The 13,475-nt window shown below is 64.8% G+C and carries 15 protein-coding genes; 9 read left to right on the top strand and 6 right to left on the bottom strand.

Annotated elements, in window-relative coordinates; all coding sequences use genetic code 11:
• Nucleotides 1–124: 124 nt before the first annotated feature.
• A complete protein-coding gene (locus QX132_RS01070; RefSeq protein ID WP_315780562.1) occupies nucleotides 125–898 on the top strand; it encodes an ImmA/IrrE family metallo-endopeptidase in 774 nt (257 codons plus the stop codon).
• A gap of 205 nt (nucleotides 899–1,103) precedes the next feature.
• Here the strand turns inward: QX132_RS01070 and QX132_RS33010 are convergent, their stop codons facing one another.
• Entirely contained in the window at nucleotides 1,104–1,343 is a 240-nt protein-coding gene (locus tag QX132_RS33010; RefSeq protein WP_409999090.1) for a dual specificity protein phosphatase family protein, read from the bottom strand.
• A 164-nt stretch (nucleotides 1,344–1,507) separates the two neighbouring features.
• Between QX132_RS33010 and QX132_RS01080 the strand changes: the two genes are divergently transcribed.
• The gene (locus tag QX132_RS01080; RefSeq protein ID WP_316159880.1) at nucleotides 1,508–2,083 is read left to right on the top strand and encodes a hypothetical protein; all 576 of its coding nucleotides are present in this window, start codon (nucleotides 1,508–1,510) and stop codon (nucleotides 2,081–2,083) included.
• A gap of 1,002 nt (nucleotides 2,084–3,085) precedes the next feature.
• Here QX132_RS01080 and QX132_RS01085 read toward each other — a convergent pair.
• Nucleotides 3,086–4,627, bottom strand: coding sequence for a hypothetical protein (locus QX132_RS01085; RefSeq protein WP_316159881.1), 1,542 nt, complete (start codon nucleotides 4,625–4,627; stop codon nucleotides 3,086–3,088).
• Between the two features lie 416 nt (nucleotides 4,628–5,043).
• On the bottom strand, nucleotides 5,044–5,796 hold the full coding sequence (locus QX132_RS01090; RefSeq protein WP_315737742.1) for a glucose 1-dehydrogenase: 753 nt from the start codon (nucleotides 5,794–5,796) through the stop codon (nucleotides 5,044–5,046).
• Between the two features lie 90 nt (nucleotides 5,797–5,886).
• On the opposite strand from QX132_RS01090, the gene QX132_RS01095 reads away from it, so the two are divergent.
• Complete coding sequence (locus QX132_RS01095) at nucleotides 5,887–6,198, top strand: helix-turn-helix domain-containing protein (protein WP_315737741.1); 312 nt, start codon at nucleotides 5,887–5,889, stop codon at nucleotides 6,196–6,198.
• Nucleotides 6,199–6,448: 250 nt separating this feature from the next.
• On the opposite strand, the gene QX132_RS01100 is transcribed toward QX132_RS01095, so the two are convergent.
• Together QX132_RS01100 and QX132_RS01105 are read right to left on the bottom strand one after the other, a co-directional pair.
• On the bottom strand, nucleotides 6,449–6,682 hold the full coding sequence (locus QX132_RS01100; protein WP_315798501.1) for a DUF2171 domain-containing protein: 234 nt from the start codon (nucleotides 6,680–6,682) through the stop codon (nucleotides 6,449–6,451).
• Between the two features lie 901 nt (nucleotides 6,683–7,583).
• Entirely contained in the window at nucleotides 7,584–9,653 is a 2,070-nt protein-coding gene (locus QX132_RS01105; RefSeq protein ID WP_316159882.1) for a methyl-accepting chemotaxis protein, read from the bottom strand.
• Between the two features lie 128 nt (nucleotides 9,654–9,781).
• On the opposite strand from QX132_RS01105, the gene QX132_RS01110 reads away from it, so the two are divergent.
• The 6 genes from QX132_RS01110 to QX132_RS01135 all read left to right on the top strand — a co-directional run bounded on the left by QX132_RS01110 (nucleotide 9,782) and on the right by QX132_RS01135 (nucleotide 12,908).
• Nucleotides 9,782–10,597, top strand: coding sequence for a transglycosylase SLT domain-containing protein (locus QX132_RS01110; RefSeq protein ID WP_410052058.1), 816 nt, complete (start codon nucleotides 9,782–9,784; stop codon nucleotides 10,595–10,597).
• Nucleotides 10,598–10,744: 147 nt separating this feature from the next.
• Complete coding sequence (locus QX132_RS01115; RefSeq protein WP_315780548.1) at nucleotides 10,745–11,029, top strand: DUF2312 domain-containing protein; 285 nt, start codon at nucleotides 10,745–10,747, stop codon at nucleotides 11,027–11,029.
• 132 nt (nucleotides 11,030–11,161) lie between these two features.
• Nucleotides 11,162–11,512, top strand: coding sequence for a zinc ribbon domain-containing protein YjdM (locus tag QX132_RS01120; RefSeq protein ID WP_315741159.1), 351 nt, complete (start codon nucleotides 11,162–11,164; stop codon nucleotides 11,510–11,512).
• Nucleotides 11,513–11,575: 63 nt separating this feature from the next.
• Entirely contained in the window at nucleotides 11,576–11,767 is a 192-nt protein-coding gene (locus tag QX132_RS01125; protein ID WP_315741158.1) for a hypothetical protein, read from the top strand.
• A gap of 466 nt (nucleotides 11,768–12,233) precedes the next feature.
• Complete coding sequence (locus QX132_RS01130) at nucleotides 12,234–12,449, top strand: hypothetical protein (RefSeq protein WP_315741157.1); 216 nt, start codon at nucleotides 12,234–12,236, stop codon at nucleotides 12,447–12,449.
• 228 nt (nucleotides 12,450–12,677) lie between these two features.
• A complete protein-coding gene (locus tag QX132_RS01135) occupies nucleotides 12,678–12,908 on the top strand; it encodes a zinc ribbon domain-containing protein (RefSeq protein WP_315755665.1) in 231 nt (76 codons plus the stop codon).
• A 27-nt stretch (nucleotides 12,909–12,935) separates the two neighbouring features.
• Here QX132_RS01135 and QX132_RS01140 read toward each other — a convergent pair whose 3' ends face one another.
• Entirely contained in the window at nucleotides 12,936–13,370 is a 435-nt protein-coding gene (locus tag QX132_RS01140) for a Rieske (2Fe-2S) protein (protein ID WP_315712272.1), read from the bottom strand.
• Between the last annotated feature and the right edge of the window lie 105 nt (nucleotides 13,371–13,475).

The raw sequence follows: 13,475 nt of genomic DNA on the forward strand, positions 1-13,475 counted from the left end.
CGACGAAGATCTTTCGGTCGATGTACAACTACCTAACTAACCGCGCCTGCATGACGCCGACGCACAGCCTATTCCGTACGAGAACCACCTAGCACAAAGGATTCGACGACAGCAAGGAGTTCTAATGGACGACGAGAACGACGATCGCAAGGTCACACGTCGCTCTAATGACGAGTGTCGGCGAATAGCTGAACGGACGAAGCACTATTACGGCATCGGAAGAACGTGGCCAGTAAATGTTGGCCGCATTCTTCGTTCTGGAAAAATATTGACTCTCCGTGGCGAGAGGCCGCTTGTGTACCGGGTCGTCCCTGATCATGTTCTGGGATCAAAGGATGCAAGAACGGAACTGATCAAAGGCTCTGTAATAATAACCGCAAAACAGTCAGTCGACTCTACCATTATATGGGGTGATCGGCGGACGCGGATGACCATGTCGCATGAGCTTGGTCATGGGGTGATGCATGCCGAAGAAGGCACGGTTGACCATCGCGCGACCGGCGCCACCGGCACAACCACCATTTCCAAGATGAACGCTTCGGAATCGGCCGAACACCAGGCAAAGATCTTCGCTTCAGCATTTCTGATCGACGATCAGCGCGCGGCAGAACTCGCCAATCCAACGGAGATCGCTCTAGAGTTTCTAGTCAGCATCTCAGCTGCAGAAATCTGTTTCGAGCGCCTTCAAGCAAAGCGCGAACGAGAAGCTGCATCTGCAAGGATTATGGAAGGAAGTAAAGCGTTTCAGACTTTGGTGAACAAATCGAAAGAGAGGAACCACTATTTGCAAGCCTTGTGCCCTTCTTGCAGGCGTCAAACGCTACTTCCTCTGGCAACAAAAGTCGGATGCAATGGAGAAGGCTGCGGATACATCGGCGACCACCCAGAAGACAACTAACACGCAATACGATCACGGCGCATCACGGCCGCATTACGCTTGACTTCGACTACCCGTCCTCACGCCCTGAAAACCCAACCGATGAAGGGGCTACGGTGACGCAGTCTTTTTAGGCTGAACGTCGCGGCGCTCGTCGGGAATGCCCTCCACGCAGCCCTTCAGGAATTACGCCGAATAGTCGTCGGAGTTACGGTGACGCTGCACTTTACTCGATCTGTTTGCGCTCGAACGCCCTCACCCACTCCCGCTGATCTTCCGTATCCGGCACGCGCACGCCGCGTGCGGCGGCGATCCGGTCGAAGGCCTCAGCTCCATGAATGCCCAGCCGAATCATTACACACGCTGCGATGACGGCCGAGCGGCCGATACCGGCCCGGCAATGGATCAGGACCGTCTCGCCCTCCGTCAGCCGCGCCGCGAGGCCCTCAGCAAGCGTAGGGCGGATTAGCGGAGCGTAATCCGCCGCTTGACCAGATCGGCGCGTTACGCTTCGCTAACGCGCCCTACGCACCGCGTCCTGGGCTCCACCTCCCTACCCCCCATGCACCTCCACATCTTCTCCGATCTCCACGCCGACATGGCCGACATCAAGATGTCTGCGAGGGGGCGGTGAACGGCTTTGCGCGCCTGCGCGAGATCGTGCCGGAGGACGTGCCGATCGTCATGGTGATGGGTAACCATGAATATTATCACCGCATCTACCCCGAGGAGCTCAAGCTGGCGCGGGCCGAGGCGGCGCGGTTCGGGGTGCATCTCTTGGAGAACGAAGCGGTCGTGATTTCGGGCGTGCGTTTTGCGGGTGCCACGCTGTGGACCGACTATGCGATCTTCGGCGCGGGCTCCGAGGTCCACACCATGGCCGTCTGCCGCGACCGGATGAACGACCATCGCCGCATCACCTGGCGCAAAGAGCCCTGGCTGCGCTTCCGGCCGCAGGAGGCGCTCGGCCTGCACCGACTTCCATGTTCGTGTTTGGCGAGACCGAGGCACTTGAACCCTGCCCGAACATCATACCGCGCCCCCTGTACGATCCCGGGATTTCACGGAGGACCGGAACGATCGCCGTCAAACGGAAGTTTGCTACGAACCCAACAACGAAGGAGGTTCGTTCATGAAGATGGCAATCGTTTTGACGGCGGCTCTGTTCGCCGCTTCGCCGGTGTTCTCCGCAGAGACCGGCGCTAGCTCGCACGGCGCGTCAAAGAATGCTCCCGGTCAACAGATGCAGCATAGCAAAAAGTCGACGGCGCCCGGCGCTTCAGAGTACGCGCCCGGTCACCAGAGCAACACCGCCGCCGGCCCGGGGCATTCGGAGAGCGCTCCCGGCCAGCGCATGACGACCACCGGCTCCAGCACGCATAGGAAGTAATGGGCGCGCGAACGGGATACGATCCCGCTTCCTGGCCCCCCTTTCGCGTGAAGACACAGAAAAGCCGTAAGCCTCTCAGTTCATCTTCCAGACATCCGAGGAGTCCCATGCGCAAAGCGATCTTCATCTTGGCAACATCGATTTCAACCGCACTGATCGTGCCCGCCAGCGCGTTGCCCCGCGCTCCCCTTCAGGTCGATCGCGGCGCATCTGATCTCATCGAGGTGAGAGGCGGTCATGGCCATGGTCATGGTCATGGCTGGGGCCGCGGAGGCGGTCACCGGGCCTTCGGCTGGAGTCGCGGCCGAAAGGTGGGTTGGCGCGGCCATCATTGTCCGCCGGGCCACTGGAAGAAGGGATGGTGCTGATCGGCTGACCACGCCACGCGCGCGGATGAGCGGATCGTGCTCCACCGCCCGGCGACGCTGCGGAGTCGTACCCACCGCGGCCCGGACGGGTGACATTGTTGGCACGCCGACGGCGGCGCTTTGCGCATCCCATCGACTCGTCGCGCTGAGCGATACAGCGCCCTCTCCCCTTGTCGGAGAGGGCATCTCCGTCCCGTCCACGGACTCGGTTGGGTGAGGGGTATCTCTCCGCAAACGACGCGCGTGGAGGCATACCGCTCACCCGACCGAGCTTGCCGACCTTCCTGACACGCCCTCTCCCACAAGGGGAGAGGGCGCATTCATGCGCGCCGCGCGTTTTCTTCCACGCACCGCGATGATCAGCGCGTAGCCCGGATGAGCGAAGCGACATCCGGGTTCATCACTGGCGGCGCATCAGACCCCGGATATCGCTTCGCTCATCCGGGCTACTTAGCGGAAGCACACCGACGTATCGCCCGGCACGACGGAATTACCCGGCATCGGCCGCAGCGGGGTCAGCTTGGGGTTGGCATTCGTCAGCCGCTTCGAATAGGAGCCCAGCGCGGCGTTCATGGTGTTGAGTCGGTCCTGGGCGTCGGTGCGCTGCAGCGGCAGTGTCACGACGCCGGACGCGTAGACCTCGGCGCGGGACCATTGCTGGCCCTGCACGATGCGGCCGACGAGGCGCGACTTCAAATCGGCGGCGCTGTCGCCGGCAGCGCTCTTGGCCCCGACGACGTTCGGCGGCAGCAGGCTGGGGTTGACGATCCAGCCGCGCGGCTTGGCAACGTTGTTGCCGAACAGGATCAGCTCGTCGAGCGTGTTGTTCAGCGCCACATAGTCGCGCAGCGGCAGGCTGGCGTCACCCGTGCCGGTCTCCTGGACGTGGCTCGCCAGATGCGGGCCGGTGGCGCAATAGGTGCCGAACGCGAGCTTCACGCCGGCGGAGCTCATGGCCATGTAGCTGCCGACGTCCGAGCCGCCCGGCGGCGACGGCGCGTCGTCGCCGCAGAAGGTGCCGTGCGAGGAGGCATCCTGCAAGGAGTGCAGATAGAGCCCGATCCGGGCGATCTGCACCGGCACCGGCGGCTTCCTGGGGTCGTCGAACAGCACGCCGGTGGTCCGGCTCTTGTCGTCCAGCCAGGACTTGAGCTGGGTGTAGTCGACGACGCCGTTGCTGTTGTCGAGCACCTTCGGTCCCGAGGTGATGTTGATGGCCGGCCCGATGGCGTAGTTCTCCAGCAGCGGCACGTTGCCGCTGATCGGCACGTTCGCCAGGCATTGCGGGCCGCTGAAGTTCGAGGAGCCGTTCGGCACCGTGTATCCGGCGGTGCACAGCAGGCCCGGGCCGTCGTCGGGCTTCATCGCCCATTGCCGGAGATCGTACAGCGTGCCCTGATAGACGCTGTCGATGGTCACGGGATAGCCGGGCGGCGGATAGTGGAACGGATACACCGCCTGCACGCCGCTGGCGCCGTGCACGTCGGTGCCCTGCCCGTTCGGTGAGAAGTTCAGGAGATAATGATAGAGCGGCCCGTCGGTCGTGTTGTTGGTGCGCTGGAAGCCGTTGAACTTGGCGGTGATGTAGCTGGCGCCCGAATTGGTCGATGTCGCCTGCCCGCCGCACTGGTCGATCGGCGCATATTGCGCGTAGTCGGAATTCTCGTTGTAGGCGGCGATCCAATAGGCGACGTCGGCGCGATAGCCGAGCGCCTGGGCGATGAAATAGGTCGAGTCGGCATGGACCATGCTGCGGCCGGGCGGGATGACGGCGAACTGCACCGCCTCCAGCAGGCAGCCGCGGTTGAGCGCTTCCGCCGGATTGCGGCACGCGCTGGCCGGCGCGAGACAATTCCTCAGACCGCCCTTTACGCGCGGGACGCAGATGTCCTCCAGGAACGCGTGCGCGGTGCGCGGCGTGGTCAGCCCCCAGCCGAGAACCGCCGATCCCACGACGACGGAGAGGGTCGAAAGTGCAATGCCAATGCGCATGGAAACTCCTTGGTCATTCGAAATGCAGCAGGCGGGGAGGTGAATAGATGGCAAAACGCCATCGTCCGGCCGGCCGGAGGTTGAAACGCTGATCTTGTCCGCGATGCGCGCATCACGGATTCGGCGAGCCCAATTTGATCCGATATCAAATAGATAATCAATCTATAGTTGTTGTCGCCATTCGTCTTCGACCGCACTGGCGGAGGCAATGACGGCCCATTCGCCAGAGCCGGTTTCCGGCGCGTAGGGTGGGCAAAGGCGCGCGCACCGCACGACGTTGTTAGGCCCAATATCTCACGCGCCGTGCCCACCGCCCACACCCTCCGGCACCGATGGTGGGCACGCGCCGCCTTGCGGCGGCGCTTTGCCCACCCTACGGTTCGCCGGCCGTTGTTACGAGCGGAGCGACGTGACGCTCAGCGCAAACCGCCGGTGACGTGCAGCGTCTCGCCGGTCACGTAGGACGCATCATCCGACGCAAAGAACGCGACCGCGGCGGCGATCTCCTCGGCCTTGCCGACACGGGCGAGCGGCGTGGTCGTTTCGATCCAGTTGCGCATGTCGCCCTCGTGCAGGCCGGCAGCGACGACGCCCTCGGTCACGATCATGCCGGGATTGATGGTGTTGACGCGGATCTTGCGCGGCGCGAGCTCCTTCGACAGCACCGACGAGATGGCATCGACGGCGGCCTTGGTCGCGGTGTAGACGGCGGTGTTCGGCGGCGTCAGGGTCGACACGCCGGAGGAGATGTTGACGATGCTGCCGCCGGCCGGATTGAAATGCCGCGCAGCCTCCTGCGACACCAGGAGCAGGCCGAGCACGTTGACGTCGAACTGGCTGTGGAAGTGCTCCGGCGTGATGCCGTCGAGCGGCGCGAACGCGTAGACGCCGGCATTGTTGACGAGGATGTCGATCGGGCCCAGCGCCTTGACGGTCTCGGCGACGACGGTCTTGACGTCACCGGGATTGGCGAGATTGCCGTGCACGGCCACCGCCTTGCCGCCCTTGCCGGTGATCGCGGCCACGACGCGGTCGGCGCCCTCGCGGCTGGAGCTGTAGTTGACGGCGACCGCGGCGCCTTCCGCGGCAAGTCTGGCGGCGATCTCCGCGCCGATCCCCTTGGATGCGCCGGTCACCAGCGCCACCTTGCCTTCGAATCTCCTGCTCATCCTGCTCTCCTTGCGCCGCGGCGCTCTGTTCAATAGTTCAGAACTAGTGAACTATTGAACGGGCGCAAGGCCGTCGCTATATGTTTTTTCATGGCGCCATTGTTTCATCCGTCGCGGGAGGACATCACGTTGGCCGGCGTGCTCTCGGCGCTCGCCGACCCGATGCGGCTGCGCATCGTCAAGAGCCTGATGCAGCAGAACGACTGCATGTCCTGCTCGGCGGCGGCGCCCTGCCCCGACATGGCCAAATCGACGCTCTCGAACCATTTCCGGATCCTGCGCGAGGCCGGCCTGATCCAGACCACGAAAAAGGGCGTCGAGCACCGCAACGTCGTGCGCGAGGCCGACCTCAACGCAAGGTTCCCGAAATTGTTGAAGACGATCGTCGGCTACGCGGAGTAGGCGTAGAAACGCAGGGTGGGCAAAGGCGCGCCCCTCACGTTGATATGGGACATGATGTATTCCGCGCCGTGCCCACCGGCCGCACCCGCCCGCCTTGATGGTGGGCACGCGCCGCCCGACGGCGCCGCTTTTCCCACCCTACGGTTGTCACTCATCGTCATTGCGAGCGCAGCGAAGCCATCCAGAGTCCTTGCTGAGCCCAGGATTGCTTAGCTGCGCTCGCGATGACGCAGACAGGAATGGCCCAGTCCTACTTCTCCTCCTCCATCGTCACCGCGACGGCGCCGATGGCCGACAGCCGCACCTTGTCGCCTTCGACGTCGGCGACGAGGCCCTTGTCGATGAAGTGATGATGCCCCTTGTGGCTGCCCTCGCCGCTGTCCTTCTTCGTCAGCTTGATGCGATTGCCTTCGACGTGGTCGACGGTGCCGACATGCACGCCGTCGGCGCCGATGATCTCCATGTGTTCCTTGATGTCCTGCATGATGAAGGGCTCCGTGTCCGATGTGGAAGCATTTTCAACCTGTGGCTCGGGGAAGTGTTCCGGAACGTACCTCCACGCGGACGCTGTCGTAGGGTGGGCAAAGCGACGCCGCGAGGCGGCGCGTGCCCACCATCGGTACCGGCGGATGCGGACGGTGGGCGCGGCGCGCGAAACATGCCGTCAGACAATGTCCAGCCGGGCGCCTTTGCCCACCCGACCGCCTCATCTGCCGTCATCGCGAGCGCAATGACGCCGGGAGAGGCCCGTGCGCGTCACCAGCCAATTCGTGTTTGGTCTCAAGCTGATTTGGCCTGTCCAGTCCTTCGGTGAAAAATAAATCACTTTCGCTTTTTCAAAAATCATGGTTGTCTACGCCCATCCCGGCCCGCCGAGAGGGGCGCATCGCGATCGTCACGAGACGTGGGCCGGAGATGCGGTGGCTGTGAGTGTGCCGCAGCGGGCTTGATGCCCGCCGACGAACGGCACGCTTGCGGACGTGAAGACGCGTGGTCCTGGCGCCCCGATGCTGGCGCCAAGTCCGAGGGGCTGATGATCCCGAGGGCGACGGTGGCTAAAAAGCCGGACACCGAGGAGATCGCGACATAAGCGTGAAAACCATCGCGCGGGGAATGCCGGGATGCCTCGGCTGAACCTGTGGTTCCTGCCGCCTGCATTTCTTTCGCAGGCGGGCCATGGGTGCGGCCAGCGCCCGGCATTCCCCGCGCCCTCTCTGCTTCGGAGGGCAAACCAAGAGCAAGACTCGGGCGCAATCTGCGTCGCGGGATCGTCAGCGCATATCGTGCGCCGAACTCATCCGCTCACGGGGCTGTTTGACAACGTTTCAGCGCATGTCCTGACGACGACGCAAGGCAGCGTCGCCGCCACGATGCAGGCACCGGCTTCAAGCCTTGCGCACGGTCCCGAGGAAGCCCTCGACCGCCACCCGGAAACGATCGGCATCGGTCGACATGCGGCGGACGGAGTCGACCATCGCAGCGCCCGCATTGCCGGTCTGGCGGTTGAGGGCTGCGACCGAGCCGATCGTGTCAGTCACGGCGCGCGTGCCCTGGGCGGCGTGCTGGAAGTTGCGCGAGATCTCGGTGGTCGCGGCGCGCTGCTCTTCGACCGCCGCGGCGATCGCCGTCATCTTCTCGTCGATGCTGGAGATGTTGTGGCTGATGGCGTGGATCGCCTCGACCGACTCGCCGGTGGCGGCCTGGATCTCGGCGATCTGCCGGGTGATGTCGTCGGTCGCGGTCGCCGTCTGCGCCGCGAGATTCTTAACCTCGCCGGCGACGACAGCGAAGCCGCGGCCGGCATCGCCGGCGCGCGCGGCCTCGATGGTCGCGTTGAGCGCCAGCAGGTTGGTCTGCGCGGCGATCGCGGTGATCATCTTGACCACCTCGCCGATGCGGTTGGCGGCGCGGTCGAGCATCTCGACCGTGGCGTTGGTCTGCGCCGCCTTCTCCACCGCCTGGCGCGCATCGGCCGCGGAGGCCTGCACCTGCGCGGCGATCTCGGAGACCGAGGCGGTCAGCTCCTCGGTGGCGGCGGCGATGGTCTCGAGATTGGTGGTCGCGGTCTCCGCAGCGCTGGCGACCGCGGCCGTCTGCTCGGTGGACTCATCGACCAGCTTGCGGACGTCGCCGGCGCTGGAATCGAGCTGGCCGGTCGAGTTGCCCATGCTGACGATGACCGCCTGCACGGTGTCGTCGAAGCTCTTGCAGGCGCTGTCGATCGCCTGCGAGCGCTCCAGCCGGCGGCCCTGGTCGAGCTCGCGCTCGCGCGACAGCTGCTCGGCGGTGGCGGCGCTCTCGCGCAGGCCCTCGAGGGCGGCAGCCATGGCGCCGAACTCGTCGGCATGAGCGAACTGCGGCACCGGCGTCTGGTAGTCGCGCTGGCCGATGCGCTGGATCGCCTGCATCAGGACGCCGACCGGGCGCATCAGGCGGACGCGCACCGCGCGCAGCGCCAGGCCGGCCACCACGAGCGCGGCGATGAAGGCGAGCGACTGTGCGATCAGGCTGCTCAGCGCCGCGGTCTTGATCTCCTCGGCACGGGCGATCGAGCCGTCGAGCGCGGTCATGCCGATCGCGATGATGCCGGCGAACGGGCCCTGGCAGAACGCGTTCCATTCCGGCGCCGGCATCGCCGGCTTGCCGCTGCCGTCAAACCCCTTGGCGAGCTGGTCCATGCGCTGATGCGCGGCCTCGACCTCGGCGCGCGAGGTCTTCACGGCGCCGGCGAGCGCGGTGCTGCCGCCCCCCGCCAGAAGGTCGTCGAGCCCGGACCAGCCGGCCGCGACGGTGCCGCGCCATTGCGCGATCGCGCCCTTCTGGGTGTCGTCGAGCGGCTTGGAGGCATTGATGTTGGGACGCAGCGCCGAGCATTGCAGGCCGTAGCGGTCGCGGACCTGCCAGGCCAGCCGCCGCGCCTGCACCATCTTGGCGATCGCCGGATCGGTCATCCAGGCGCGGTTGGAGACGGCGAGCGAGGCGGCGTTGGCGACGTCCAGCGTCTTGGTCATTGCCTCATACCAGGCCTGCGTACGCGCCAGCACGCGTTCGGCGCGCGGCTTCGCGGCCTCGTCGAACAGCAGCTTGAACTGCGGAACCGTGGCGTCCCAGCTCGACTTCAGCCTCGCCATGAGGTCGTCGCGCTCAGGCATGTCGACGCCGGCGAGCGCTGTGACGATGCCGTCATAGCCCTTGGCCTCGATGCCCTGATATTCGGTGAGCTTGGCGCGCGGATCGTCCTCGCTCAGCAGCACGCTCTGGATGTCGCCGCGGTGGGCACGCATGACGAGGACGTTCTGGAAGATCGCCTTGTCGGCCGCGGTCAGTTGCTCGGTCGCGACGCTCTCGCGATAGCGGCCCGCGGCACCGCTCATCAGGATCGCCGTGGACACCAGGATGCCCGCCGCCAGCACCGACAGCAGCACCATCAGCAGAGTACTCACCGACTTCTTCATCACGCACCGCCCCACACCGGAAAGTGGCAGGATGACGCTCTTGCACAAATTCTTCCTTAACCATGGACCGGCACACCGGCGGCCGAGGTAATCAGTTGCCGAATTCCCCTGCTCCACGACAACAAAAAATGCGCAAGCCGCAACGCGGCAGCCGTTGGCGCGCGCTGCGGCGCGATGCGAAGCGAATCGCAGGGCGTGGTGCGCAGTGGCTGAGCCGGACGGTGGGCGCGGCGCCGCGGTGGATCAAGATCACCTGCGGCGCCTTGGTGCTGCTCGTGACCTTCGCGCTGGTCAATCTGGCCTATCATGTCGTGCGCAAGCCGACCGAGCTGTTCGTGGTGACGGGTCATTCGCTCGACAAGGAGCCGGAGAAGACCTGGCGTCAATATGGCGCGCTGTTCCGTGAGAGCGCGACGCGATCGATCACGCCGCAGCTGCTCGCCGCCTTGGCGCAGACCGAGAGCTCGGGCAATCCGGTGGCGCGCACCTACTGGCGCTGGCGGTTCGCGTGGAATCCGTTTGCGCTCTATCAGCCGGCTTCCAGCGCCGTCGGCCTGTTCCAGATGACCGACGGCGCCTTTGCCGACGCCGCACGGTTCTGCATTCGGGATCACGAGGTGGTCAGCGACGGCTGCGGCTCGCCGAGCCTGTACGTTCGCGCCTGGCCGGCGCACGCGGTGGCGCTCACGGTGATCTCGCTCGACCGCCAAGTCGCCGCCGCGCTCGCACGGCAGCCCTCCGGCAAGCCGACCGCGCAGCAGCGGCAGGATCTCGCGGCCGTCATTCATCTGTGCGGCGCCGGGCCGGCGGCCGGATTCGTGCGCCGCGGCTTCAAGCCGGCGGATGACGAGCGCTGCGGCGACCATTCGGTCGCCGGCTATCTCGGCCGCGTCAATGCGATGAAGAAGCAGTTTCAGAAGCTCTCGGCAGCGGAGCGAAGTTAGCGCATGGCGCCCGCTCGGCAACATCGGCAGCCCGCCCGGTTCCGCGTTAAGCACGTCGGATTTGCGGGTGTGTGCAAGGCGCGCGCGTTAAGACATTGGCAACGAACTGCCGCGCATTTTCTCCCTCCCATTAGTACAGGAGTCACCATGTCAGAGATCGGCATTCCCGGCGCGCGCATCCGGTCCTTCATCGAGCGGATCGAGCACCTCGATGGCGAATTGGCGGAGCTGAACGAGCAGAAGAAGGAAGTGTTCGCCGAGGCCAAGGGCGAAGGCTTCGACGTCAAGATCCTGAAGGAGATCATCAAGCTCAGGAAGCAGGACCAGGACGAGCGGGACGAGCACGAGACGCTGCTCGATACCTACCTCCGGGCGATGGAAGCGGCCGAGACCGCGCCGGCCAGCAAAACCCCCGAGCGCAAGGCGGCGTGACACGCTGCCGACCGACGATGGCGGCGCGCTGCCGATCTGTGCCGCGCGCTGCCCTACCTCGGGATTTTTCTTGCCCGGTTCCGTCCGAGCCTCTAACGCTGCGCTACACTCCTGCCCGCGCCCGAGGATGAGATGACCGACGCAATGACCTGCCCGCAATGCCGCTCCGAGCACGCCTATCAGGACGGCGCGCTATGGGTCTGTCCGGAATGCGGCCATGAATGGAGCGGCGACGCCGCGGTCGCGGCAGCGTCCAGCGACGATGCCAGCATCCGCGACGCCAACGGCAACGTTCTGGCCGACGGTGACAGCGTCATCGTCATCAAGGACCTGAAAGTGAAGGGATCGTCCTCGGTGGTGAAGGGCGGCACCAAGGTGCGCAACATCCGCCTGCAAGAAGCGAGCGACGGCCACAACATCGCCTGCAAGATCGATGGCATCGGCCAGATGAACCTGAAGTCGGAGTTCGTGCGCAAGGCGTAGTTCCGAGTGCTCCCGGAACATTCGCGACGCTATGGCGTTCGGATCAACAACGGGAGGATGGCCATGCTGACGGACGACCAGATCGCGACGCTTTCGGATATCGGCCAGGCGATCGCCTTCTCGCCCGACCGGCACGACGAGCTCGATGGACTGATCCGCGAAGGCTATGTCGCCAAGGACGGCGACATCTACGAGCTGACGGCGAAGGGGCAGAAGATCCTGACCGATCGAGGTGCCGGATTGAACGAGGCCTGACGCCACGGACGACCGAAGGGCCCCGGCATCTGCATCAAGGCGTTGATATCAGCCCGCCAAATAAGACGGGCTTCCGACCGATTCTCGTGTCCTGGGCATCGGATGTTGGTCGCGCAAGTCTACGTGTTCGGCCCCGGCGTTCATCAAGGGACCGGCCGTCCAATGGCCACGAGCGCCGCAGGACTGCGCAGGCGGTGCCTGTTGTTTGGCACGGCAGACCCGGGCCAGCCTCGACCATCAGGCCGAAGGCTCCGCACACAAGCAAATCCGGAATTCATCGGCCCGCCCGCGCGGGTCCGTTGCCGAATGCTGCGTGATCCAAGCAGTGAATCCATCACGCTTCTGTAGCCGTGAAGTGACACCCGTAGCAATCCGTTCCGTAGGAGCACGGCCCAGATTCATAACTTGGCATGAACCCTGCTTTCTCGATCCTGACCGGGTCCCACTCTATGGAGGCAGAATCAACGTGCTCGTCACTCTCGTCGCAATGCTATGCAACGGCCAGCTCTGCATGGAGAAGGTCGTCACCAACAGCGAGATGTCCGGCATCACGATGACATCCTGCGCCGTCAGCGCGCAGATCGGAATCGCAGACTGGATGTCCAAGGGTCCCTATCACGAGTGGCGTCTGCAGAGTTACAAGTGTGTCGCCGGTAAGTACGTGCCGAAGACCAACGCCTGATCCGCTTTGCCCGTCCGGCTGGCGCCCGGCTATCCGGGACCGGCCGGCCGGGCGCAGGACCTCTGCGCTGCTGTCGAATGTTCGACCCCAGCCGCGTCGCATTCGGGACACGCGCAGCAAAGAGAATGCTGCCGTTCGCGTGCCAACGAGCCCGGAATCGGCGATTCGACCCGCAATGACGCTGGCCCGCTTCGTGCAATGCCCCTCGCGACAATGGGGGATGACGTCATGCCGTTCTACAGCTTCCATTGCGCAGCTTGCGCAGAGGATTTCGAGTTGCTGATCGGGATTTCTGAAAGGCCGGTCTGTCCGACCTGTGGCAGTCGCAAGCTGACCCGCCTGCCCTCGCTGCCGGCGCCGCCAGCGCGCAGCCCAGGCCTGATCAAGGCCGCGCGCAGCCAGGCAGCGCGCGAGGGGCATTTCAGCAACTACAGCCGCGCCGAACGGAAGAAGCGCTAACCCGGCAGCGGCGGCCGGCCCTCAGCCTCAGTCCGATGTGATCTGCACCTCGGGCACGTCATCCTCGGGATCGTCGATGTCGAGGCCGTCCTCCTCATCCAGATCGATCCCGGAGAGGCAGATGTCACCGTCATCGATCACGAGCTCGACCGGAGACAGCGTCCGGCCCTGGCAGGGCCCGATGAAGCATTGTCCGGTATCGAGGTCGAACTGCGCGCCATGCTCGCCACAGACGAGGAAATTGCCTTCCTCGTCCATGAACTCGCCAGGATGCTTGTCGAGGCGAGCGCCCTGATGTGGGCAGGCATTCTCGAAGCCGTAGAAATTGTTGCCCTTGCGCGTGACCAGGATCGGCCAGGGCTTGGCGCTGCCATCGGGCTCGCGGCGCTGGAGAACGAAGCCCCGCGCCGCGCCATCGTCCACCTCATAGGTCGCGCAGATCGCAAACAGCGTGCTCATCATCCGCCTCTTTTCGCCTCGCCCGGCGTTTGGCGCATCCGCGACATCGCAGGCGCGCTGAAGAGGCTCGCAGCAAGCAGCATGCCAGCCAGTAGTGCCCGACAGGCA

Origin of the sequence: Bradyrhizobium sp. SZCCHNRI20481, assembly GCF_032485055.1 — a bacterium.
In the GTDB taxonomy this organism is placed as follows: Bacteria; Pseudomonadota; Alphaproteobacteria; order Rhizobiales; family Xanthobacteraceae; genus Bradyrhizobium.